The sequence below is a fragment of the Parapedobacter koreensis genome (assembly GCF_900109365.1).
GTDB classification, from domain to species: domain Bacteria; phylum Bacteroidota; class Bacteroidia; order Sphingobacteriales; family Sphingobacteriaceae; genus Parapedobacter; species Parapedobacter koreensis.
Genome location: NZ_FNZR01000005.1, coordinates 175,239 through 199,007, shown reverse-complemented (window position 1 = coordinate 199,007; position 23,769 = coordinate 175,239). Strand labels below are relative to the sequence as shown.

Here is a 23,769-nt window from a genome sequence, read left to right as displayed (position 1 = left end):
TTTTAATTGGTTAAAAAATAGGCTTTCATAATTTAGTTATAAGACACTTTCTTCAACATAGCTGATGTACGAATCGTTTCAAAGAAAAAATCGCTCCAATCGCCTAAAAATAGCCTTAAATTCAAAATGGGTTATTTTCACCTTTTTTTTGGGTCTTATTTTACTCACTTGGCAGTGCGCAAGTATACAACAGCCTACCGGTGGCCCCAAAGATTCGATACCGCCAACGATCATCAATGAAACACCCGCAAACCTGACCCGTAATTTCAGTGCGAATGAAATCATCATCGAGTTTGACGAATACATCCGGCTAACCAATCCGCTGAAGGAAATCAGTGTATCGCCGGATATCGACCAACCCATCAGTCCCCGTGTCCGCAGACGGAATATCGAAATAACCTTGCCAGACTCACTGGCGGAAAATACGACATATACCATCAATTTCGGAAAAGCCATTGGGGACTTTAATGAAAACAACCCCTTGCTCAATTATAGCTATGTCTTTTCCACAGGAGACGTTATCGACTCATTGGCGGTAAGCGGGCGGGTAGCGAACGCGCTAACGAAACTACCGGAAAAAGAAATTACGGTCATGCTCATTCCCATTAGCCAAGATTCTATCTTCGGTAAACGCAAAGCCAACATATTTACGTTGACAGATACTGCCGGGAATTTCCAATTAAAAAATCTGCGGGAAGACGCATACCGCATCTACGCCCTTAAAGAAGAAAATAACGACCGCGTGTATAATGATCCCAGCGAACTGATTGGATTTCTCAATGATTCCATCGTATTAAATAAAGATACCACCGGCATCCTGCTCCAAATATCACAAGGTATCGCACGGGACTTCCGGCTGCTCGACCGGAAAATAGAGCAAAACGGCCGCATCTTGTTTGCCTTCAATAAGCCACTAGCAAATCCGGATATCATCATCACGCATCCCTCTCCTCTCAACACAGACAAACAGATTGAGTACTCACCAAAACGCGATTCTGCCATTGTGTGGCTCAGCGACTTAACCTTTGATTCGTTAAAAGTTCGTTTCCTCGACAACGGCAACCTGCTGGATTCCGTCACCATGCGTCGCGGCCGAAACGAAAAGTATGACCGCGACTTCATTATTACGGATAACCTCACTGGAAATAAAGTGAACCGAATCCGCCACATTGAACTTACAGCCAGCTCGCCCGTACAGGCTATTGATAGGAGTAAAATTATCCTTTTGGAAGATTCGGTACCAAGGACAAATTTCCAGCTTGCCAAGGACACTACTGCACAGCGCCGATATATCCTGCGCTATAATTGGCGACCCAAAAGAAATTATTCGCTGACGTTGGAAGAAAGCGCATTCACCGGCTTCTTTGGTGATAAAAACAAGAGCGTATCCAAATCGTTTACCATGGATGAAACCGAAAATTTCGGCGATATTATCCTAAAAATAAACATACCCGATACCGTACACCAATACCTCGTCCAAATAACCAACGAAAAAATGGATTTTGTCTACCGAAGCGTCCCGGTAAAGACATCTACCAGCATACCTTTTCGGCAAATGCCAGGCGGTAAATATACCGTACGTATTATCTATGATGAAAATAACAATGCCGAATGGGATCCAGGCAACGTCTATGATAGGCGGCAACCAGAGCGAGTATGGTACATTGGCAAAACGTTTATTATCCGGGCCAACTGGGAACAGGAAGAAATCATTAACGTACCCGAATGATAGTCTCGAGGACCAGCCATTAAGAAAACCAGCTCGAATACATGACGTACCGCTGTGGCAATTCATTAAGCAACTGCCGTTGTTCGTCTGTAATAGGTTTAATTTTCTTTGCAGGAATTCCAGCATACAAATACCCACTTTCACATCGGGTTCCTTCCAGTACTACCGCCCCTGCAGCAACAATTACATATGCTTCCACCACGACGTGATCCATAATGATGGCCCCCATGCCAATCAATACCCGGTCTTCTAGTGTGCAGCCGTGCACCATTGCTTGGTGTCCGATGTTAACGAATGATCCAATCACCGTCTCTGCGGTTTGATACGTACAGTGAATCACCACGCCATCCTGTATATTCGTACAGCGCCCTATCTTAATACTATTCACATCACCGCGAATAACCGCATTGAACCACACCGAACAGTGTTCGCCCAGCTCCACATCACCCACAATGGTTGCATTATCTGCAACAAAACAATTCGCAGCTATCTGTGGATAAACACCCTTTACGGGAAGAACTAATGCCATCTCAAGTATTTTTATCAGCCCAAAACATCAAAAGACCGTGTCCACTAACGTAGCAGATCGATCCGGATAATCAGTTGTGTAATGCAAACCCCGGCTTTCCTTTCTCGCCATGGCCGACTTAATGACCAGGTACGCGACTTGGATAACGTTTCGCAACTCACAAAGCTTCACAGAGAGCCTCGTATTCTTATAAAAACTTTCTGTTTCATCATACAACAGCCCAAGCCTGCGCATGGCACGCTCCAACCTAAAATCAGAACGCACAATGCCTACATAATCACTCATCACCTTCTGCGTCTCCCGCAGATTGTGGGTCACCAAAATATCTTCATTTGATAGCGCCGTGTTGGAATCGTCCCAATCCGGTATCCCATCAGGTACAACAATGTTTCGGAACTTCCGTATCGCATCTTCATAAATTCGATGAGCAAACACCGTTGCCTCCAATAACGAATTAGAAGCCAGCCTATTAGCACCATGTAAACCCGTAGACGAACACTCACCGCATGCATAGAGGTGTTGAATAAATGATCGACCGTGCTCATCCACCATAATACCACCGCACAAATAATGGGCAGCGGGCGTCACTGGAATATAGTCCCTGGACATATCAATGCCAATAGATAGACACTTTGCATAGATATTGGGAAAATGCTTCAAGATCTCTTCTTTACTCCGATGCGCGATGTCCAAAAAAACAAAATCATCACCGGATTTTTTCATCTCCGAATCAATAGCTCTTGCCACAATATCCCTTGATGCCAATGAACCCCGTACATCATACTCCTCCATGAAACTTTCACCATTCTTTCGTCGAAGCACACCTCCATAGCCACGCACCGCTTCTGATATCAAAAAAGACGGATACTCCCCAGGATTATATAATGCTGTTGGATGAAACTGAATAAACTCCATATTCCGTACCTTTCCCTTGGCTCGGTAGACCATGGCAATACCATCGCCGGTAGCTATCACCGGATTCGTTGTACTCGAATAAACATGCCCCGCTCCACCAGAAGCCATTACCGTCACCTTACTCAAAATCTTTTCCACCCTGCTATCCACCGTATTTAGCGCATACACCCCATAACAAGTAATATCCGGAGTACTTTTATCTACAAATACACCTAAATGATGCTGCGTGATTAAATCCACTGCAAAATAATGCGTAAACAACGTGATATTAGGATTTTCATGAACCTTCTCCAGCAATACCCGTTCAATTTCAAAACCTGTAATATCCTTATAATGCAATACCCGATGTTCAGAATGACCGCCCTCCTTAGCCAAATCATAGACACCGCTAGTCGTCTTATCGAAATGAGTTCCGTAATCGATGACTTCCTGAATACGTTTCGGACCTTCCTTCACAACGTTTTCCACAACTTTCACATCACACAAACCATCGCCAGCTACCAGTGTATCAGTGATATGCTTCTCAAAGGAATCACTTTTATCCACAACTACGGCTACGCCTCCTTGTGCATATTTTGTATTAGACTCATCTTCGTTTGCTTTCGTGATAATCATCACTTTGCCGTGATTAGCGGCCTTAAGCGCAAAACTCAGTCCTGCAATGCCCGAACCGATAACCAAAAAATCAACAGTATGCATAAAATAGAATAAGCGGCAAAATCACAACTGCCGCGTTCGACAAGAAAACCTGTGAAAAACCTGTAAACAAAACGTTGAATAAAAATGAAAACTCATCAGTTTACCACACATGTGTCAATTTTTAAACAAAGACACGCAAAAAATCCCCACCAACAGGTCACAATATTAACAAATATCATCCAATAATTGCTATACATCACGCCATGGAAAACAATTTTAAGTAAAATAAAAGCCATTGAAAATCAGCTATAAAAGATTAAAATATTGTTAATAACATGTTAAAAAAAAGATCTAAGTCATAAAACAAAATAAAATCGACATCGATTCTTCACAAAACCAACACCCTAACAAACAATAAGAACATTTATATTAAAGATCATTTATTACTTATTGCCCCTGTGGGAATGATGAAAACCATGTCAAATTGTTTAGCTACCTTTGTATATCATGAATGCTTATCTAACTGAACTGGATACAAAAGGCTATATCGATGAACCAATCGATCCAACACTCGATTTGGTAGATGAGATAAACAAGCTAAAAAAAGAAAAAAATGCTGTGCTCTTGGCGCATTATTACCAAGAGCCGGAGATACAAGACATAGCCGACTACATTGGCGACAGTTTGGGACTTTCCCAGCAGGCTGCCAAAACAGAAGCGGATGTCATTGTGTTTGCCGGTGTGCATTTCATGGCTGAAACAGCCAAGATTCTTTCGCCTCAGAAAAAAGTATTGCTTCCCGATCTCAAGGCTGGTTGTTCGCTTTCCGACAGCTGTCCGCCCCATCTTTTTGCTAAATTCAAGGAGCAATATCCAGATCACATTGCCATTACGTATGTCAATTGTACAGCTGAACTAAAAGCGCTCAGCGACATTGTCTGCACATCAAGCAATGCGGTACAAATTGTGGATAGTTTGCCCCGGGATCAGAAAATCATCTTTGGTCCGGACAAGAACCTGGGTGACTACGTGAGGAAAAAAACCGGACGCGATCTGGTACTGTGGAATGGCGCCTGCATGGTGCATGAACTTTTTTCGCAGGAGCGCATAGCCCAATTGAGAAGTGAGTATCCACATGCCAAATTCATTGCGCACCCAGAGTGTGAAAAGGAGTTGCTGGAAGCTGCAGACTATATCGGATCTACCGCAGGATTATTAAAATATACACAAGAAAACCCTTCGGATACGTTTATCGTCGCTACCGAAAGCGGCATCATCCACCAGATGCAAAAGGCTACGCCTTGGAAGACTTTTATACCTGCGCCGCCAAACAATGCCTGTGCCTGTAACGATTGTCCCTATATGAAGCTCAATACCCTGGAAAAGGTGTATAATTGCATGAAATTTGACCTCCCAGAGGTCGATTTGCCTGCTGATATCATTGCTAGGGCTAAACAGCCCATCGTGCGTATGTTGGAAATTTCAGCCCGCTTAGGACTGTAAGCATGTGCTGGATTTATTAAAAAGAGAAGATGTTTGATAATAAGGAAAAGACCGATTTGGAGCATTTGGGCGAGTTTGGTTTGATAGCGCACATCACCAAAGCCGTTGAACTCACTGAAAAATCCACGCTAAAAGGTATCGGCGACGATGCTGCAGTACTGGATTTTTCTGGCAAAAAAACGCTGGTATCCACGGATTTACTATTGGAAGGTGTCCATTTCGATCTGCGCTATGTACCACTTAAGCATTTGGGCTATAAAGCCGTGCAGGTAAATCTCAGTGACATTTATGCCATGAATGGCATAGCTTCGCAGGTAACCTTTTCCATTGGACTATCAAGCCGCTTTCCGCTTGAGGCGGTGGAGGAGCTTTATGCCGGCGTGCTCTTGGCCTGTAACGCATACAACGTAGATTTGGTAGGTGGTGATACCTCTACATCTCAGCAAGGGTTGATCATTAGCGTGACCAGCATAGGCCATGCAAAAGAGGCGGACATTGCTTACCGTCATGGTGCACAAGAAGGCGATTTAGTTTGTGTATCCGGTGATTTGGGTGGTGCCTATATTGGTTTGCAGCTACTGGAACGGGAAAAACGTATATTTTTGGAGAATCCAAATATACAACCTGATCTTGAAGGAAAGGATTACATCATCGAGCGCCAGCTGAAGCCCGAAGCCCGGAAAGACATCGTCCAACTGCTGGCAGACATCGGTATCAAACCGACGGCCATGATTGATATTTCAGATGGGCTGGCCTCGGAAATCCTGCACATTTGCGAAGCTTCTGGAAAGGGATGCAGATTGTATGAAGAAAAAATCCCAATTGATCCCATGACGTATGATACCGCGAGGGAATTTGGCATCGATCCCACGATTTGTGCATTAAATGGCGGAGAAGACTACGAATTGCTCTTCACCGTCAGCCAAGCCGACTATGACAAGATAAAAAGCCAACCGGATATCAGCATCATTGGCCATATTACTGAACAGGCGGCGGGCTGTGAATTGATTTCAAAATCCGGAAACGTGCATCCCATCACCGCGCAGGGATGGAATGCATTTGCTAAACCGCAGGTTTAAGGAATCCCCGCAATACGTACTGCAAAATACCGCCATGGCGGTAATATTCAATTTCGATAGCGGAATCAAACCTGGCCTTTGCCTGAAATGAAATAATTTGGCCATTGGCCTTTATCGCTTTGACTTCAAGCAGTTTATGGGGTATTAAATCGGTGGATATACCCGTTATATCAAACGTTTCCGTTCCATCCAGCCCCAAAGATTCCGCATTTTCCCCTTCTGGGAATTCCATCGGTATGACACCCATTCCCACTAGGTTGCTGCGGTGTATGCGTTCAAAACTTTCAGCAATAACCGCTTTTACCCCTAATAAGTTGGTTCCTTTGGCAGCCCAATCGCGCGAGGATCCACTGCCATATTCTTTGCCCGCTAAAATAACCAGTGATGTATTATCCATTTGGTATTTCATGGCAGCGTCGTAGACCGACAGCGTTTCACTTGTGGGAAAGTAAGTTGTATAGCCACCTTCTTTCGTTGTAATTTTGTTGCGGATGCGTACGTTTGCAAATGTGCCCCGCATCATTACCTCATGGTTTCCCCGTCGTGAACCATAGGAGTTAAAATCTTTGAAGGCCACCTCTTTAGAAAGTAAGTATTGTCCTGCGGTGGATTCGGGTTTAAATGATCCCGCTGGCGAAATGTGGTCGGTTGTCACCGAATCGCCCAAATATAACAGTACCCTTGCGTCGCGGATATCGGCGGTAGGCTGTGGTTCGCTACTGATATCCTTGAAAAACGGAGCTTCCTGTACATATGTTGAATGCGTATTCCAGCTGAAATTTTTTCCCTGCGGGGCTATCAGCTGTTTCCAGTCCTCACCACCATCGAAAATGACATCGTATACTTTCTTGAAGTCTTCTACGCGCAAACAAGCATTGATGGTATCTAAGATTTCCTGCTGCGTGGGCCAGATATCGTGCAAGTATACCGGATTCCCATTTGGATCATAATCCAGCGGCTCATTGAGCAGATCCACGTCTACCCGGCCTACCAGGGCGTAGGCCACTACCAGCATGGGTGACATCAGGAAATTCATCTTTACCTGCGGGTGCACCCGTGCTTCGAAATTGCGGTTTCCGGAAAGTACGGAAGCCACCACCAAATCGCCCTTGTCCACTGCCTCTGCGATATGAGGAGGCAGCGGTCCGCTATTTCCGATGCAAGATGTACAGCCATAACCTACCGTATGGAAACGGAGGGCCTCCAGGTCTTCCAGCAGGTTTGCCCGGTGCAGGTATTCCGTCACCACCTTTGAACCCGGAGCCAAGCTTGTTTTGACCCAAGATTTTGTGCGCAACCCCTTTGCTACCGCTTTGCGGGCGACCAATCCCGCACCCACCATGACTGCCGGATTTGACGTATTGGTACAGCTGGTGATAGCTGCAATCACAATACTGCCGTCACTAAGTACATACTCCTTGTTTTTAATCTTTATCCGTACGGATCGGATGTCTTCGGTTTCCACCTCCACGCCAGAAGCTACATGTTGGTCTTCGTAGGTAAATTCACTTCCCGATCCACCTTCGGAAAGCCAAGCCTGTTCTTGGCGATTTTTAATGGGCAAATAGTTTCTTCGATATTCTTTTTCCAGTAAAAAGGAAAATTGCGGGGAAAGGTCTTTCACCAATATCTTATCTTGGGGACGTTTCGGGCCGGAGACCGTTGGTTCCAGGGTATCCAAGTCGAGCTCCAGCACATCCGAATAAACGATTTCCTCCTTCCCCGTACGCCATAATAAATTTTCCTTGCAGTATTCTTCCACCAATTCGATTTGCTCCGCTGAGCGATTGGTACGTCGCATATATTCAAGTGTCTGTCCATCTATCGGGAAATAGGTAACCGTACAACCAAATTCAGGCGACATGTTGGATATGGTAGCCCGGTCGGTCACGCTCAGCTGATCCAGCGCATCGCCAAAAACTTCAACAAATTTACCGACTACGCCATAATCACGCAGCAGCTTGGTAATGGTGAGCACCATGTCCGTGGCGGTGCAGCCCGGAGGTATCTTTCCAGTGAGTTTCAGGCCAATGACCTGTGGGCAGGTAAAATAGATGGGTTGTCCAAGCATGGCCGCTTCGGCTTCAATTCCCCCTACACCCCATGCGATGACACCGATACCGTTTACCATGGGCGTATGGGAGTCCGTTCCTACCAACGTATCGGGAAATGCCCAGCCATCACGGGCGATCACGCCCTTTGCCAGGTATTCGAGGTTTACTTGGTGGCAAATGCCCATGCCTGGTGGCACCACCGTAAAATTATCCAGTGCCTGCTGGCCCCATTTAAGTAATTCATAACGTTCGGCATTGCGCTCGTATTCCAGCGCCACATTGTTGTGGTAGGAGTAGTCCGTGCCGAAATAGTCAACCTGTACAGAATGGTCAATGACTAAATCAACAGGGATGGCCGGATTGATTTTGCTGCCATCTCCGCCTTTCCGGATGACTTCGGCCCGTATAGAAGCCATATCTACCACGGCAGGCACGCCAGTAAAATCCTGCATCAATACGCGCGCCGGTTTAAAAGGGATTTCCTTGTCCGTGCCTGCAGGATTCCAGTAAATCAAAGTATCTAAGTGTTCGTCTGTAATGGCAAAGTTATCGTGGTTGCGCAATACATTCTCTAATAATATGCGGATAGAAAACGGCAATTTGCTCACCTCTTTGCCCTCATCTTCCAATTTTTTCAAGGATGCTATCTGGTACTTCATGACGTTTAGTTAGCGTTTATATTTAGAATAATACGTTTTCTTCTTGATTGTTTGATGCCAAGTCTCTCCATCGTTTGGCTAGGGATCCTTCATGTTTTGGGATAGCCACGTGCTGTGCTAAAATAACCAAAATAATCGATGCATAAAACTGTGAACGATAAAGGTATGGCATTAAATTCAAATTTTTTTGTCTGATTTACAAATAATTATATACCTTTGATTTTTATTATTTTTTAATTTTTCAATACAATGGCAGAAGGAGTAGTTAAATTCTTCAATGAAACTAAGGGTTTTGGTTTCATCGTTCCAAATTCTGGTGATAGTGAAATTTTTGTTCATTCATCAGGTCTTATCGACAAAATCCGTGAAAAGGACAATGTTTCCTACGATGTCGAAAGAGGCAGAAAAGGTTTAAATGCGGTAAATGTTAAGGTGATCTAAGGATTACCCACTAATTATATTTATTGTATTTAGCCGGCTATCTTGTGATAGTCGGCTTTTTTGTTGTTTTTATTTCGGTATCCCGGTCACCGATGAGGGTGCCGTAAGGTTTCAGCGCATCTACATGGTCGAAGATCACTTTGGCCACACCAAGGAACGGAACAAAGAGGATCATCCCGGCCACGTCCCATACCAGATTGCCCAGCAAGAGGGCCATGAGGGTAGCAAGCGCATTTAGCTGTATTTTTCCACCGGTGATCTTAGGCGTCAAAATATAGCTGTCAATCTGTTGCATGACGATGAAAAACAGGGCCACAATGATGGGTGTCATCAGCGTGTCGCGGGTGATAAATGTATACAGGATCACGATAGAACTACCGGCCACCGAGCCGATGTAAGGGATAATGTTAATAAAGGCTACCAACATTCCAAAAAACAAGGCATTTTCTATGCCAATGATGGCAAGGCCAATGGTATTAATAACTGAAAAAATCAGTGCTACCGAACACACACCCGCCAAATACGCACTGGCCACATCTGTCGTTTTATCGACAACATGATGGGCTTCCTCGAGATTAGTTGTCCCGGCGTACCGACCTACCAAATCCAACACAAAATTTTTAATACGGCGTCGGTAAATCAGCAGTAACGCCGTATAAGCCGTAATGACCAGCAGGTGAACCAAAAGCGAAAGCAAGGATCTAAAAATATCCCCTACAAATTTCCCAGCGAGGTTGGTCAATCCGGTAACCTGCTTTTGCAAATAGGCTTTTTGCTGATCTACCGGCAACTGGAAATGTTCGGAAATGTAGTTGTGGCCGGAGTTGAGCATATCATTTAATTTGGCACCAACCATCGGCAAATCTTTTCCTAATGCAACGACCTGGTTAACGAGCAAATAGCAAATGCTTAACAACAATGCCAATAGCAACAGGACACAGATTACGGCTGATAAACCACGTGGAATTTTCCGTCTTTCCAATCGACGGCATAACGGAACCAACAGCATGGCCATCATGCCCCCAATGGCAATAGGAATAAGAAATAACTTAGCTACATAAAGTACACCAAAGACCAAAACAATGAAAAGCAGCACATCATTGAATCGGGAAACAGGGTTACTTTTGGACGGCATTACAGTATGTTATCTATTGCTCCGGCGAGTTTCCGATCTTTTTCGGTAACCGTATTTCCCGCGTCGTGTGTAGTTAGCCAAATTTCAACCTTATTCCAAGTATTGGTCCACGTCGGGTGGTGATTATGCTGCTCGGCCAACAGCGCTACACGGAGCATAAAAGCAAAAGCTTCCGAAAAATCTCCGAATGTAAACGCGCGGTAGAGGGTGTTATCTTTTTCCTGCCACATTCCGTTGGTATTTGGTTGTTTATGAATCATGGATTTGCATCATTGAAACAACTGAAGGATTGATTTTGTTTGCTCATCCGAGCACTTCTTCAAGTACTTCATGGGACTTGATCTCACCCAGGTGGTCGATATGGAGCCGGTAGAAGTCGATGATTTTATCGAGTAGGAGCCGCCTATCGGCTAGCGGGATGCGCACAGCGGCCAACTCATCAAAAGAGCAGCCCAGCAAGGTTGCCAGCTGGGCGCTATGCGGATCTTGCAGTACCAGGCTATGTGCGGGGAGTGTATGGCAGAAAACGCCATCTTTTAAATCAAAAAAAGTTTGTCCGGCTTTGGGCAGGGCCGGATTAAACCCCAGGTAACGGGAGAGCTTCAACAGAAAAAAAAGATGGAAATTAGGAGGCATCTTCTCCAGTGTATCCAACCACGAAATGGCATTAAACAGGTAATCGAACAGCGGTTCATCCGGTGATTGCTGGCGCAGGCATTTGTAGAGTATCTCATTTAAGAAAAGTACGACGGTGCTTTTGGCAATATCGTAGGGAATCGTTTGGAAATGTGGCATTTGCCGGGCTTCGGCTATCCGTTGCAGCGACGTGTTCCCCCGATGATAGACCACCATATCAAGCAAGTGCAAGGCTTGCAGGAGCGTGATGCTGATTTTCGCTTTCGGTTTGCGGGCTCCGTTGATGATGTACGACTGGAGCCCGAATTTTTCCGTAAATACCTGCACCACCACACTGCTTTCGGAATAGTTGGTCACCTTTAATACGATACCTCTGGTTTTGTGCAACATAGCAACAGCAGGGATTCTAAATCACCCCCCAAAATAGGAGCACAATTTCGGAATAAAAATCATTCCGCCAATGATCAGTGAAAAAATAGCAGCTATCAGTACCGCTCCAGCGGCAGCATCTTTGGCTTTTTTGGCCAACGGGTGATAGGTTGGCGACACCAAATCCACTATCGATTCTACGGCGGTATTCAACAATTCGGTCACGAGTACCAGCGCGATACACAGTGCAATCCAGTACCAGTCTGAAGTAGTCAGTGGCAGCCATATTCCAAGGATGATCACCAGCAGCGAACAAGCCACATGGATTTTAAAATTCCGCTCCGTATGGAAAGTCGCCGAGATGCCGACCCAAGCATGGGCGAATGGATTTGAGTTTTTTTTACTCATTGTCGTTTTGCCGTTCTTTGCGTTCTTCGAGGATGCTTTGTCGTTCGATTTTCCGGATAAAGCTATAGAAAATGGTTAGAAAACCAATGCCAAATAGGATGACGCCAATAATCATCACCCATTTATATAGCCTGATCTCCAAAGCCATGAGGTAATAACCCACTGCACCCAATACCAGGCCGGCAATGGTGTATAACAATCCCCTACGTAAATATTTATTCATAGTTTTTGCTTTTAAAACGAAGACAATTAGACAAAGATAAGGTTTACCTCTTGATGTAATTACATGGAGAATACCTATCTTTAGCTTCTATTTTGTGTGATGGCCACGATGACTTTACGGGATATTGCCAAAGCATTGGATTTATCGGTTTCCACGGTTTCCAAAGCCTTGCGTGACAGTTATGAAATCGGCGAAACAACCAAAAGCCGGGTGGCTGCTTACGCCCAGGCAAATCATTATTTGCCCAACAGGATGGCCAAGAGCCTAAAAGAAGGCAAGAGCGGGTCCATTGGTGTAGTTATCTGTTCCATTGACAATAGCTTTGTCTCGCGCATGTTGGATGGGATCGATGGGGCTTGCACAGCAGCGGGTTACGACATCATCATCATGCAGAGCAAAGAATCCCTGGCCCAGGAAAAATCCTGCCTCAAACAGTTGGAAGCCCGAGGTGTAGAAGGCATTCTCATATCCCCGTCGGCTGAGACGGTTCATTTTGGCCACCTTACCGCCCTGAAAGACACCGGTATGCCCATTGTACTGTTTGACCGGATTAGCGAACAATTCGAATCCTATCAAGTTGGGATAGACAATTATCAAGGTGCTTTTCAGGCAACACAGCATTTGATCGCCAATGGTTATCGGCGCATAGCGTTGCTTAATCTCGGCCCGGATATCCACTTTGCTTCCGAGCGGAGCGCGGGTTATCTCAGTGCATTGAAACATAACCATATCCCCTATCGTGGAGATCTTATACGACTGTGCCATCCAAGCGGGCGGGAAACATTGAATGACAGCGTACGCACACATATCCGTGCACTGGTTGGCTTAGCCGAACCACCAGAGGCCCTGTTTGCGGCTACCGATCAGCTGTCTACGCAATGTCTCAGCGCCCTCCGGCAGTTAGGGTTCCGTATTCCCCAAGAGATGGCATTGATAGGTTTCAGCAACACCGAGCTTGCCGACATGCTTACCCCATCACTTTCCACGGTGTATCAGCCAGCTTTTGAAATCGGCCGCTTGGCCGCTGAAAAATTAATCAAGCAGATCAGCGGAAAAAATGTGTCTCCGGATTATGAAACGGTGAAACTCCCTGTCCGGCTGGATCTCCGGGAATCAAGCAGGCCTAAGGCTCAAGCAGCTGTATAATACGAGAGCAGATGTCTCGTGCTACATCCCGTTTGGGTTTCAGATCAAATGCCTCAACGGAGCCGTTTCGATCGATAATGGTGATTTTATTGGTATCGCCGGCAAACCCGGCACCTTCATCGCGGATAGTGTTCAGCACGATAAAATCCAAGTTTTTCCGATGGAGTTTATCCACGGCATGGGCCTGTTCGTCATGTGTCTCCAGCGCGAAACCGACCAAAACCTGTTCGTTTTGTTTCCGTTGTCCCAGGGTGGCCAAGATGTCGGCCGTTTTGGTCAGCTCGATGGTCAGGCCCTCTTCTTCCCCTTTCTTGATTTTTTTATCGGCTACGGTTTTGGGCGTATAATCGGCCACGGCGGCGCTCATTATGGTAATGGTCGTTTGGGGAAAAAGTGCCAAGCAGGCATCCAGCATTTCGCCGGCAGAGGTGACGGCAATGTGCGCTGCTCCCGCAGGGGGTACCAAGTGGGTTGGTCCGCTTACAAGCGTTACATCTGCCCCGAGCTGGAGCAGCTCGGCAGCAAGTGCATAACCCATTTTACCACTGGAATGGTTGCCGATAAACCTTACCGGGTCTATGGCTTCGTAGGTAGGTCCCGCTGTTACCAGTGCTTTTTTTCCCGCTAATGGCCGGTTATCATCGAAGTATTCGTTCAGGGCAGCCAGTATTTCTTCCGGTTCGGCAAGCCGCCCCTCTCCCTTCAGTCCGCTGGCTAATTCGCCATGTCCCGGCGGGATAATCCGGTTGCCAAACGATTGAAGCCTGGTGATATTAGCCTGTGTACTGCCATGGGCCCACATATCCAAATCCATGGCTGGGGCTACAAAGACTGGGCTTTTGGCCGAAAGGTATATTGCACAGAGGAGGTTGTCACACAAGCCGTGCGCAAATTTGGCCAACGTATTGGCACTTGCAGGAGCCACCACGACGGCGTCAGCATCTAACGCCAGGTGCACATGGTTATTCCATTCGCCAGTTGAGGCATCGAAATAATCCACAAAGACGGGATTGCCCGAGAGCGCAGAAAGCGTAAGGGGCGTGATGAATTGCGTAGCATCGGGTGTCATCACCACCTGTACGCGTGCCCCGTCTTTGACCAACAAACGAACGAGGAAAGCAGCTTTATATGCAGCGATACTACCGCAGACGCCCAAGAGGATATGCTTTCCGCGCACGCTCACTACTCATCTTCTTTATCCCTTGTCGGGTTTCTGAAGTATACTTTATCGTGCAGGAATTCGTCTATAGCCACAAGCGTGGGCTTTGGAAGGCGTTCGTAATGTTTGGAGATTTCAATTTGTTCACGGTTTTCAAAGACCTCTTCGAGGTTGTCATTGGTCGTTGCAAATTCAGCCAGTTTTCCGTTCAGTTCTTCCTTCATGTCTACAGCAATCTGGTTTGCGCGTTTGCTGATGACCACGATGGATTCATAAAGGTTGTCCGTCTTTTTGTCCAAATCCCTCAAGTCACGGGTGACGGTGGAGTTGGGGATGGTTTTGCTTATTTGAATACTCATATCTTTTCTGTGTAAATTAATTCTGGGGAATGCCCGTAGGGGGCGTATTGCTCGTCGTTTCGTCTGTCGCCGTCTTGTTCACTGCTGCCGCTTCCATGGCTGCCGTAATTTGGGCCATTGTGCTTTTCGCCTGTTCCAAGCCTTTTTCCGAGTCCTGTTTGAGTTGATCAGCATCCTTACGGAATTTGCTTTCGGGATACGCCGATACGAAACGCTCGTACAAGTCCAGCGCTTCTCCGAAACGTTCTTCCTGTCTTCTTGGCGAACTTTGGTTGGCATAGAGGTATTGTGCCTTTATGGACAGAAACTCCATTTCTTCAGCATATTTTGTGTCCGGAAATTCACGCAACACATTGTCAAAGGCAATGACCGCTGCCCGGTAGTCGTCCTGGAGGCCCATATCGAGGTAGAGCTTGGCGCTGTTGAATGCCTTGGTTTCGAGTTTATCCCGCAATTGCTGGATGAGATCACCGGCCTCTTTAGACCGCTCACTCTGTGGATACAAGTTGATAAACAGTTGCAGCGCTTCAATGGCCCGGTACGTGTATTCTTGGTCGAGACCCACTTTGGGTGATTCGAGGAAATAGCAATAAGCACCCATGTAGCGGCATTCTTCAGCGCGCGCACTATTGGGGTATGTATCGGTAAACTGCTTAAAATGGAACCGTGCCGAGGTATAATCACGGAGGTTATAATTGGTATACGCCGTATAATAATACAGATCCTCCGCCTCTGCCTGACCCCGGTATTTCGTCATCAGATCATCAAATAAGGTAAGGGCCTTGGTGTACTTCTTATTGGTATAATATTTCATCGCCTCCTGATACTTCAGGGCGATGTTGTTGCTGGCACGTAGTTTTTCGAATTTGCTCTTACATCCGGCAGCCATCACGATCAAAAATACCATGGCAGCCCACGCCACTATTCGCCTGTTTATAAACATCCTGCAAAGATAAGGGAATTTAAAATACCTGTCAATTAAATTTTTATGGGGCAAGATAAGCGGAAAACGCTGGATAGGCAAACAGTTTAACAGAGTTTAACAGATGCGTCACCCCACGGCACAATAATTTTTCGGTTACAGCATTCGCCAATCGGGTAATTTTAACTATTTTGCCCGCAATCATTTCCGCAAACATGAAAAAACAATTACCACGCCCGCTTAGCCGTGTCTTTTTGATTGCGCTGGGCCTCTATTGCCTTTGCATGACTACCGTTGTTGCCCAGACCCAATCGCCCAGGGAATTCTTGGGTTATGAAATTGGTGCCCGGTTTACGCCCCACCATCGAGTAGTCGCTTATTTCGAGCATGTAGCCGCTACGAACAAGGATGTCAAACTCGTTAGCTATGGCACATCCAATGAATGGCGTCCGCTCATTGCGGCCTTCGTTTCGTCATCGGCAAACATGGCCAACCTGGAGACCATCCGGAAAGACAACCTCAAGCGTGCTGGCCTTGAATCCGGAGAAGCGACGACCCGCGTACCAATTACTTGGCTAAGCTACAATGTCCATGGCAATGAAGCGGTATCCTGCGAGACAGCGATGAAAACGCTTTGGGAGTTGGTAAATCCGGCAAATACCGAGACGAAGAAGTGGCTGGAAAATACGGTGGTGGTCATCGATCCCTGTCTCAATCCCGATGGACAGGAGCGTTACGTCAATTGGTACAACCAAAAAGTCAACCGCAGGCTACAGCCCGATCCGCAGTCCCTGGAGCATGCTGAGCCGTGGCCCGGTGGAAGGCCCAACCACTACCTGTTCGATCTCAATCGCGATTGGGCGTGGCAAGTGCAACGGGAGACACAGGCCCGCATCAGCCTATACAATCAATGGATGCCGCAGGTGCACGTCGATTTTCACGAACAGGGCATCAATGCGCCCTACTACTTTGCTCCCGCCGCAGAGCCGGTACACGCTTTTGTATCCGACTTCCAGCGATCTTTTCAGGAGACGGTAGGCCGCAATAATGCCCGGTACTTCGATGAAAATGCCTGGTTGTATTTCACCCGCGAAGTATTTGATTTATTTTATCCCAGCTACGGCGACAGCTGGCCGATGTTCAACGGTGCCATCGGCATGACCTACGAACAGGGCGGATCCGGACGTGCCGGCCTGGGTGTCCTTACCGCCCTTGGCGATACGCTGACGCTTGCTGAGCGGATATCGCACCATTACACCTCCGGGATGGCCACCATTGAAACCGTTTCGAACAATGCCGGAAAACTCATTGATGAATATGCAAACTATTTCAACGAAAGTCGCTCAAATCCCAAGGGCCAATACAAAGCCTATGTCATCAAAGCCGGTAATAGTCCTGAGCGCCTGTTGGCGCTGAAAAAACTGCTTGACCGCAATGGCATCCAATACGGCGAGGCATCCAGCCGATCCGGCCTGAAGGGGTTTGACTACTTTTCAGGGAAAACAGCTTCTTTTGCGCTTGAATCCGGCGATGTGGTGGTAAGTGCCTACCAGCCCAAATCTGTGTTGGCGCAGACCCTTTTCGAGCCCAACCCTGCACTTTCTGACAGCGTCACCTATGACATTACCAGCTGGGCGCTTCCTTATGCTTACGGACTACAAGCCTATGCGCTGGAAACCCGGTTGGATGTGACGGCAGCGACGCCAATCGCCGCTTTCGAACCCAATCACCCTACAGGAAAACCACTGGCGTATATTGCTCCTTGGACGTCGGTAGCCCATGCGCGGTTTGCTGCTGCCCTGCTCAATGCAGGCATCCGTATCCGCTATGCAGACCACGCCTTCACGCTTGGCGGGAAAAACTTCCCTTCCGGTTCACTGATCATTCCCCGTACGGGCAACGAAAAACGATCAGATTTTGCCGACAAGGTCATCCAACTGGCCAATGATCACCAAATACATATCGAAGGCGTGACGACGGGCTATGTAGACACCGGTAAAGATTTCGGTTCCGGAGCGGTAAGGCCCATACAGGCACCCAAGGTAGCATTGATTGCCGGCGACGGCACTTCCTCCTTGAGCGTGGGCGAAGTATGGCATTTCTTCGAGCAAGAGCTTGACTATCCGCTTTCCATCCTGGAGCCACAGCAGCTTAGTTCAGCAGATCTCAGTGCGTACAATACCATTATCCTGCCGTCTGGCAACTACGGCGCGTGGGGTGATGCTGCCACTAAAAAGCTGGAAGCTTGGATAAGAGCAGGAGGCAAGGTGATTGCGATAGAAGGAGCCGTTGGCTTCTTTTCCGGCAGGGATGGTTTTGGCCTTTCCGCCTATTTGAATGAAGATGAACGGAAAGCCGCTGAGAAAAAGCGTGAGCAGGAAGCTGCGGAAGAGCGTATCGCAGACTTCCAGGCGCGTGAGCGAGCAGAGATTGCCCATTCCGTATCGGGAGCTGTATTTGAAGTGAAGGTCGATGCCACTTACCCGTTGGGTTTCGGTACCGAAGGGAAATACTATACCCTCAAGAATAACGGCAGGCGGTATGCCTACCTGAAAGAGGGCATCAATGTGGGTATCATACCGGATCTGAACTATTACCGCACGGGGTTTGTGGGTGCGAAAGTGAAGGAAGCCGTGGGCGAATCGTTGGTGTTCGGTGTGGAGCACGTCGGACGGGGCCAGGTGATTTACCTCGTGGACAATCCGCTATTCCGTGGTTTCTGGGAAAATGGAAAGCTCATCTTCAGTAACGCATTGTTTATGGTAGGGCAGTGATGGGTGCGGAGGGTCTCTGCTTGCAACATTACTGCATATGCAATAATTAAGAAAATATCCGTACCTTTACACTCTGAAAATCATAAAGGTTATGGAACTAAGGGAAAGAGTAGAACAGGCCCTGGACTCCATCCGGCCATATCTTGAAACGGACGGGGGGAATGTGAGTATTGATGAGATTACGGCAGATAAGGTGGTCAAATTGAAGCTTTTGGGTTCCTGTGCGTCCTGTGCGATGAGCATCATGACGTTTAAGGCCGGCTTGGAGCAAGCCATCAAGAAAGCCGTTCCGGAGATCACTGCCGTTGAGGCAGTCAATATCACCGAGATGGATGATCCGAATGCAACCATGCCGATTCCAAGAGTGGGTGGATAGACATTTAGGGGGGATTTAACATTATTTAACGGAAATTAAAACTTACGAATGTGTAGCTTTGTTAGCTAATTATGAGGTTTTTCCATCATATATTCGTGATTTTGTTTGTCATAGGATTGGCAGGTTCATCCTTTGCCCAGCAGAAAAAGCTGGTGCAGTTTAGCGGTGTTATCCACAATGCGGATACCAATGTAGTTGTACCGTATGTTACGGTTGTCAATCAATCCTACAAAGACCAGACATTTACGGCAAACCATCAAGGCTATTTTTCATTCGTTGCCCACGCAGGCGATACGATTATTTTCCGTTCAGTAGGTTATCGCGCCGCGCGGGTAGTCATCCCGAACGTGCGGGAAGACAAGTACACGGCAATGGTCAACATGACGGCAGAGATTAAGGAACTGCCCATGGTGACCCCCTATCCATGGGCCAGTATAGATGAGTTCAATATGGCTTTCATGTCACTTGAAATTGCGGATGATGACATCATTGTGGCCAAGAAAAACCTTTCTCCCGAGTCCATTGCCGCCTTGGCGGCGGTGACGCCACGTAGCGCGGAAGAGATCCAGAATTTCAGCGCTATGCAAAACCACATCCAGCTTTCCAACCAAGCGGTCAACCAGCGCATGGCCAATCCATTGCTGAGCCCCTTTGCTTGGGGAAACCTGATTCGCCAAATAACAGAAGGAAATAAGAGCCGGAACCGGAGCAGCAATCGGTGATCTACGACAGCCGTACCGTCTGTTTGACGCTCAATCGTGAAGATACCGAAGAGATCAAGGCCGAGAAGGCCAAAACAGTGAGGAAGACCAGCAGGAAGTCTCCTATCCGTATCGCTACGGGATATACATCGGTGACTAAGTTTTCCCCTTCGCCGAATCGAATCCATCCAAAAACCTGCTGCGAAAAGCAGAATAGCAATCCCAATACCAGCCCCGCTACACAGCCTATCAATGAGATGAGTAGACCTTCGTAGAAGAAGATGCGCCGGATGAGCGAATGATTTGCACCCATGCCCATCAATACGGAAATATCCTTCTTTTTGTCGATGACGAGCATGGTGAGTGATCCCACGATGTTGAAAATAGCAATCATTCCCGTGAAGGCGATGATGAGGAAGACGGCCCACTTTTCCGTGCGGACGATTTTATACAACGTTGGGTTTTGCTGCTCGCGGTTTTTTACCACAAAGCTTTCGCCCAGAGAGGCCCCAAGTGCCCGCTGCACGATGGCAATGTCCAATCCCTGTCCCACGTTGATTTCGATGGCCGATACCTGCTCAAATTCACCCAGCACCTCCCGCGCAAAATCCATGGGTACAATCAGCAAGTCATCAAATTCCTGCTGGTATTGCAATACACCCGCCGGACGGATGGTCCGCATCGTGAATTCCTCCGCCGGATTAAGGCTATTCACCACGCCTTTACGTGGGGAGAAGACTTCGATACGGCGTGCATCATCCTGCAAGGAAACACCCAGTGTACCCTGTACCCTTGCGCCCATTACGGCATATTGCTCGTCACCCTGTTTCAGTACAAAATGGCCGTCATCCAGCAGCGTGTCCATGGCCAGCAGGGCATTGTCCACGGTCATTCCTTTTATCGTGGCGATGTATTGAGCTTCCCCGTAGCGGAGCAGCACACGCTCTTGCAGGATCTCGCGGTATGTCGCTACACCGGGTTGTCTCTTTATCGTGTTTGCGGTGAGCGAATCCATGGCAAATCCCTTCCCTTGTACCGCTTCGATGCGCAGGTCTGGTGTGAAGGAGCTGTACATGGAAAAGATCAGGTTTTCCAGCCCGTTGTAAAACGAGAGAATGACGATGAGTGACGCACTGCTTACCAGCACGCCTACCACACTGATACCCGAGATGATGTTGATGGCATTGACCGATTTCTTGGAAAACAGGTAGCGCTTGGCAAAGTACAGTGCGATGTTCATGGCAGCCTATCCCCGGATGAATGGATTGGTTTTCTTCTCGTAGCCAATGGTTGTTTCCGACCCGTGGCCGGGATATACGACCGTGTCGTCAGGCAGCGTGTACAGTTTGTTGGCGATGTTGTCCAGCAGCAGCTGGTGATTGCCGCCGGGGAGGTCTGTGCGGCCGATGCTGTTTTTAAAAAGCACGTCGCCCCCGATGAGGAAGCCATCTTTTGCAGCATAGAAGCACAGGTGAGCCGGAGAATGGCCCGGAGCGAAGATAAGCTCCAGTTCGCTCTCGCCGAAGGCCACGCTGCCCGAGGCAGGGAGAAATGTCTCCGCAATGGGCGATAGCTCATAGCGGATACCCATTTGGGGGGCATAGTTTTGCACTTCCACCAGCAGCGGGAGCTCCCCTTCATGAAATTGCGGGAGCAGGCCATACGTTTCATGGACATATCGGTTGCCCAATACATGGTCGATATGGCAATGTGTATTGAGCAGCAACTCCGGCCGGAGCCCTTCGACTTCGATGAAGTCCTTCACCAGCTGCTCCTCCTTACTGCCATACATCCCCGGATCGATGATGGCCGTTGCCCCTGTATCGTCATACAAGAGGTAAGTGTTTTCCTGGTACGGGTTGCACACGAAAGACTTGATATGAATCATATCGCAAAGGTAAGTGTTTTTTTGACTCACTTCCAGCGCAGCGACTGGATGAGCGTATCAATATCCGCCCGGATAAAATCCAATACCGGCTGTATGGAGTCCAGGCGGGGTTTTTCATTGAAATACAGCGCGCCGCGCAGGTAATGCCGGGTACTGTCCGTCACAAAAAACTGGACGCTTGATGCGGTATTCCCTTTGATGTCGTATTTCAAGCCGTATACCCCGTCATCCGGTCGGTCGATGCGGTGCTGGTCGATGGCCGTCGCTTTGACGGTATGGTTGAACGCAAATGTCCGTGCGTCTTCGACCAATTCATTGAAGATCTCCCGGTTGTGCACCGGCATGTAGCTTAGGTGTATCCGGGCATTGAATTGCGGAAACCAGACATCCACCCAGCACGGCTGGGCATCAGCCGTCTGGTCAGGCTCGATGGCTGCATAGGCGGGGAAGTCAAATGTATATGGGCAATCCCCGGAAAAACGTTGATACGTCTTTTCTGGAAATGTGATGCGGAAATAACCGCGGGGTTTGGGCGAATAATCCTCCGATGTGCAGCCTGCCCATACCCCGGAAGCGGCAGTGCCCAAAACCAATAAGTAGCCCACGTATTTCAGCATCAGGTAATGTTCCAAATCTCCCAATTGCGCTCCGCCTGTAATTCCAGCATTTCGAGCCCGTTTTTTGTAGCGGCCCCCTGTGCTTTTCCCCGTTTCAGAAATTCCGTTTCGCTGGGGTTGTAGATGAGGTCATACAGGAGGTGTTGGGGGCCGATGTGTGCATAAGGGATCTCCGGGCAATCGGCCGTAGCCGGATAAGTACCCAGCGGCGTGGTATTGATGATCAGCGGATGAGCTGCGATGATATCGGCATTCAGTTGCGCATACGTATACTGTCCGGATAAAGGGGAGCGGGATACCAGCGAAAAACCTATTCCCAATTGGTTGAGCGCGTAGACGACCGCCTTCGCCGCCCCGCCGTTGCCCAGCACCAATGCCCGCTTGTGCCCGCTCTGGAGCAAGGGTCTCAGCGATTCCATGAAGCCGTAGACATCCGTGTTATAGCCCGTCAGCCGTGGCTTACCACCATCCGGCCGTTCGATGCGGATGCAATTGACCGCCGCGATGGCCTCCGCCTCTGCAGATAGCCGATCTACATAGTCCATCACCGCTATTTTATAGGGGATGGTCACGTTGACCCCCATGAGGAGCGGCTCATTGGCCAGCAGGAGCGGAAATGCCTCGATGGATGGAATGGCATACAGCTCATAGCCTACCCCCGTCAGTTGCTCCCGCGCTATCTTGGCATCATAGTATTTTTTTGAAAACGAGTGAGACAGCGGGAAACCAATCAATCCAAACTTCTTCATCAGATAAAATTATGGAACGTATCGCCGCGGAGGCCCAATCGGGTGGTCTCCAATGCAATGATTTCATTGGTACTGATGTTGCCGAGATTGACATTGGGACCAAGAAGCTGGATAAAATAAACCTGCTGCGATTTGAGCGGGGCTTCCCAGATGATTTTTTCGTTTGGTATCTCCACCAGGATTTCATCTACCAAGCCTTGCCTTACTTCGCCGGATTCACGATACAATCCCACGTTGCCGCTTTCGCGCGATTCCGCTATCAGGCGCCAAGTGCCCGCTTCGAGCTCGGCTTTCATCAATGAAATCCATTTATACGGGGCCATGATTTTAGTGCCGTCTTTCGATCCCACTTCCGAGATCACGGTCACGTGTTGTGCTACCTTAGCGATATACGCACATTTTTCTTCATGGGCCATGGTAATGGAGCCATCGGATACTTCGGCGTAGCCCAGCTGGTATTTTTCCAGCAGGCGGAGGAAATCGTCAAACTGGTTGCGCACGATGAATGCTTCAAACAAGGTACCGCCAAAATACGTTTCGATCCCCGCATCGCGGTAAACCGCCAGCTTATCTTCCAGGCCGGGCGTGATGTAGGCCGTCGTCCACCCCAGTTTCACAAAGTCAATGTAGGGGGCACCTACGGCCACGAGGTCTTCCGCTTGCCGGACGCTCAGGCCCTTATCCATGACCATGGTCAATCCGTTTTCCCGGGGTTTGTGCGTCCGTAAGGGGACATTATTCAGCTGAAAATTCATGAAA

Annotated in this window: 24 protein-coding genes; 8 read left to right on the top strand and 16 right to left on the bottom strand. The window is 48.0% G+C overall.

The window, feature by feature from the left end:
• Positions 1-148 precede the first annotated feature (148 nt).
• Positions 149-1,729 carry an Ig-like domain-containing domain gene (locus BMW65_RS13975; RefSeq protein WP_245747646.1) on the top strand — a complete coding sequence of 527 codons (1,581 nt, stop codon included), beginning with the start codon at positions 149-151 and terminating at the stop codon, positions 1,727-1,729.
• 19 nt (positions 1,730-1,748) lie between these two features.
• Here the strand turns inward: BMW65_RS13975 and BMW65_RS13970 are convergent, their stop codons facing one another.
• Together BMW65_RS13970 and nadB are read right to left on the bottom strand one after the other, a co-directional pair.
• Positions 1,749-2,258: a gamma carbonic anhydrase family protein gene (locus BMW65_RS13970; RefSeq protein ID WP_090606272.1), complete on the bottom strand. Its 510-nt coding sequence runs from the start codon at positions 2,256-2,258 to the stop codon at positions 1,749-1,751.
• Between the two features lie 27 nt (positions 2,259-2,285).
• The gene (gene nadB, locus BMW65_RS13965; RefSeq protein WP_090606270.1) at positions 2,286-3,872 is read right to left on the bottom strand and encodes an L-aspartate oxidase; all 1,587 of its coding nucleotides are present in this window, start codon (positions 3,870-3,872) and stop codon (positions 2,286-2,288) included.
• A 447-nt stretch (positions 3,873-4,319) separates the two neighbouring features.
• Between nadB and nadA the strand changes: the two genes are divergently transcribed.
• Entirely contained in the window at positions 4,320-5,315 is a 996-nt protein-coding gene (gene nadA, locus BMW65_RS13960; protein ID WP_090606269.1) for a quinolinate synthase NadA, read from the top strand.
• Positions 5,316-5,344: 29 nt separating this feature from the next.
• Positions 5,345-6,394 carry a thiamine-phosphate kinase gene (gene thiL, locus BMW65_RS13955; RefSeq protein WP_090606267.1) on the top strand — a complete coding sequence of 350 codons (1,050 nt, stop codon included), beginning with the start codon at positions 5,345-5,347 and terminating at the stop codon, positions 6,392-6,394.
• On the opposite strand, the gene acnA is transcribed toward thiL, so the two are convergent.
• Positions 6,378-9,107 carry an aconitate hydratase AcnA gene (acnA, locus tag BMW65_RS13950; RefSeq protein WP_090606266.1) on the bottom strand — a complete coding sequence of 910 codons (2,730 nt, stop codon included), beginning with the start codon at positions 9,105-9,107 and terminating at the stop codon, positions 6,378-6,380. The genes thiL and acnA overlap by 17 nt on opposite strands.
• A 249-nt stretch (positions 9,108-9,356) precedes the next feature.
• On the opposite strand from acnA, the gene BMW65_RS13945 reads away from it, so the two are divergent.
• On the top strand, positions 9,357-9,548 hold the full coding sequence (locus BMW65_RS13945) for a cold-shock protein (RefSeq protein ID WP_090606264.1): 192 nt from the start codon (positions 9,357-9,359) through the stop codon (positions 9,546-9,548).
• Positions 9,549-9,585: 37 nt separating this feature from the next.
• Here the strand turns inward: BMW65_RS13945 and BMW65_RS13940 are convergent, their stop codons facing one another.
• The 5 genes from BMW65_RS13940 to BMW65_RS13920 are packed head-to-tail and all read right to left on the bottom strand — an operon-like array spanning position 9,586 to position 12,319.
• The gene (locus tag BMW65_RS13940) at positions 9,586-10,683 is read right to left on the bottom strand and encodes an AI-2E family transporter (RefSeq protein ID WP_090606262.1); all 1,098 of its coding nucleotides are present in this window, start codon (positions 10,681-10,683) and stop codon (positions 9,586-9,588) included.
• Complete coding sequence (locus tag BMW65_RS13935; RefSeq protein ID WP_245747645.1) at positions 10,683-10,943, bottom strand: 4a-hydroxytetrahydrobiopterin dehydratase; 261 nt, start codon at positions 10,941-10,943, stop codon at positions 10,683-10,685. The genes BMW65_RS13940 and BMW65_RS13935 overlap by 1 nt, the downstream gene beginning before the upstream one ends.
• 43 nt (positions 10,944-10,986) lie before the next feature.
• Positions 10,987-11,709: a DNA repair protein RecO gene (gene recO / locus BMW65_RS13930; protein WP_090606261.1), complete on the bottom strand. Its 723-nt coding sequence runs from the start codon at positions 11,707-11,709 to the stop codon at positions 10,987-10,989.
• Positions 11,710-11,730: 21 nt separating this feature from the next.
• Positions 11,731-12,096, bottom strand: coding sequence for a diacylglycerol kinase family protein (locus BMW65_RS13925; protein ID WP_090606259.1), 366 nt, complete (start codon positions 12,094-12,096; stop codon positions 11,731-11,733).
• Positions 12,089-12,319: a signal peptidase gene (locus BMW65_RS13920; protein WP_090606258.1), complete on the bottom strand. Its 231-nt coding sequence runs from the start codon at positions 12,317-12,319 to the stop codon at positions 12,089-12,091. The genes BMW65_RS13925 and BMW65_RS13920 overlap by 8 nt, the downstream gene beginning before the upstream one ends.
• A gap of 99 nt (positions 12,320-12,418) precedes the next feature.
• On the opposite strand from BMW65_RS13920, the gene BMW65_RS13915 reads away from it, so the two are divergent.
• Complete coding sequence (locus tag BMW65_RS13915) at positions 12,419-13,465, top strand: LacI family DNA-binding transcriptional regulator (RefSeq protein WP_245747644.1); 1,047 nt, start codon at positions 12,419-12,421, stop codon at positions 13,463-13,465.
• Here the strand turns inward: BMW65_RS13915 and coaBC are convergent.
• From coaBC to BMW65_RS13900, 3 genes are read right to left on the bottom strand one after another with little or no spacing between them, the layout of a single operon-like run.
• A complete protein-coding gene (gene coaBC / locus BMW65_RS13910; protein ID WP_090606257.1) occupies positions 13,443-14,648 on the bottom strand; it encodes a bifunctional phosphopantothenoylcysteine decarboxylase/phosphopantothenate--cysteine ligase CoaBC in 1,206 nt (401 codons plus the stop codon). The genes BMW65_RS13915 and coaBC overlap by 23 nt on opposite strands.
• Positions 14,648-14,983: a DNA-directed RNA polymerase subunit omega gene (locus BMW65_RS13905; protein WP_090606256.1), complete on the bottom strand. Its 336-nt coding sequence runs from the start codon at positions 14,981-14,983 to the stop codon at positions 14,648-14,650. Before BMW65_RS13905 ends, coaBC begins: the two co-directional genes overlap by 1 nt.
• Positions 14,984-14,999: 16 nt before the next feature.
• Positions 15,000-15,926: an outer membrane protein assembly factor BamD gene (locus BMW65_RS13900; RefSeq protein WP_090606254.1), complete on the bottom strand. Its 927-nt coding sequence runs from the start codon at positions 15,924-15,926 to the stop codon at positions 15,000-15,002.
• 194 nt (positions 15,927-16,120) lie between these two features.
• Here BMW65_RS13900 and BMW65_RS13895 point away from each other — a divergent pair, with 194 nt between their 5' ends.
• From BMW65_RS13895 to BMW65_RS13885, 3 genes are all read left to right on the top strand, one after another.
• Positions 16,121-18,679 carry a M14 family metallopeptidase gene (locus BMW65_RS13895; protein ID WP_090606253.1) on the top strand — a complete coding sequence of 853 codons (2,559 nt, stop codon included), beginning with the start codon at positions 16,121-16,123 and terminating at the stop codon, positions 18,677-18,679.
• Positions 18,680-18,770: 91 nt separating this feature from the next.
• Complete coding sequence (locus BMW65_RS13890; RefSeq protein ID WP_090606251.1) at positions 18,771-19,055, top strand: NifU family protein; 285 nt, start codon at positions 18,771-18,773, stop codon at positions 19,053-19,055.
• A gap of 95 nt (positions 19,056-19,150) precedes the next feature.
• On the top strand, positions 19,151-19,777 hold the full coding sequence (locus BMW65_RS13885) for a hypothetical protein (protein ID WP_245747643.1): 627 nt from the start codon (positions 19,151-19,153) through the stop codon (positions 19,775-19,777).
• Between the two features lies 1 nt (position 19,778).
• On the opposite strand, the gene BMW65_RS13880 is transcribed toward BMW65_RS13885, so the two are convergent.
• The 5 genes from BMW65_RS13880 to BMW65_RS13860 are packed head-to-tail and all read right to left on the bottom strand — an operon-like array spanning position 19,779 to position 23,765.
• Positions 19,779-20,996 carry an FtsX-like permease family protein gene (locus tag BMW65_RS13880; RefSeq protein ID WP_090606248.1) on the bottom strand — a complete coding sequence of 406 codons (1,218 nt, stop codon included), beginning with the start codon at positions 20,994-20,996 and terminating at the stop codon, positions 19,779-19,781.
• Between the two features lie 6 nt (positions 20,997-21,002).
• On the bottom strand, positions 21,003-21,644 hold the full coding sequence (locus tag BMW65_RS13875; protein WP_090606247.1) for an MBL fold metallo-hydrolase: 642 nt from the start codon (positions 21,642-21,644) through the stop codon (positions 21,003-21,005).
• Between the two features lie 26 nt (positions 21,645-21,670).
• Complete coding sequence (gldD, locus tag BMW65_RS13870; RefSeq protein WP_090606245.1) at positions 21,671-22,261, bottom strand: gliding motility lipoprotein GldD; 591 nt, start codon at positions 22,259-22,261, stop codon at positions 21,671-21,673.
• Positions 22,261-23,010: a shikimate dehydrogenase family protein gene (locus BMW65_RS13865; RefSeq protein ID WP_090606243.1), complete on the bottom strand. Its 750-nt coding sequence runs from the start codon at positions 23,008-23,010 to the stop codon at positions 22,261-22,263. Before BMW65_RS13865 ends, gldD begins: the two co-directional genes overlap by 1 nt.
• Positions 23,010-23,765, bottom strand: a complete 756-nt coding sequence (locus BMW65_RS13860) for a phosphosulfolactate synthase (protein ID WP_090606242.1) — start codon at positions 23,763-23,765, stop codon at positions 23,010-23,012. The genes BMW65_RS13865 and BMW65_RS13860 overlap by 1 nt, the downstream gene beginning before the upstream one ends.
• Positions 23,766-23,769 lie beyond the last annotated feature (4 nt).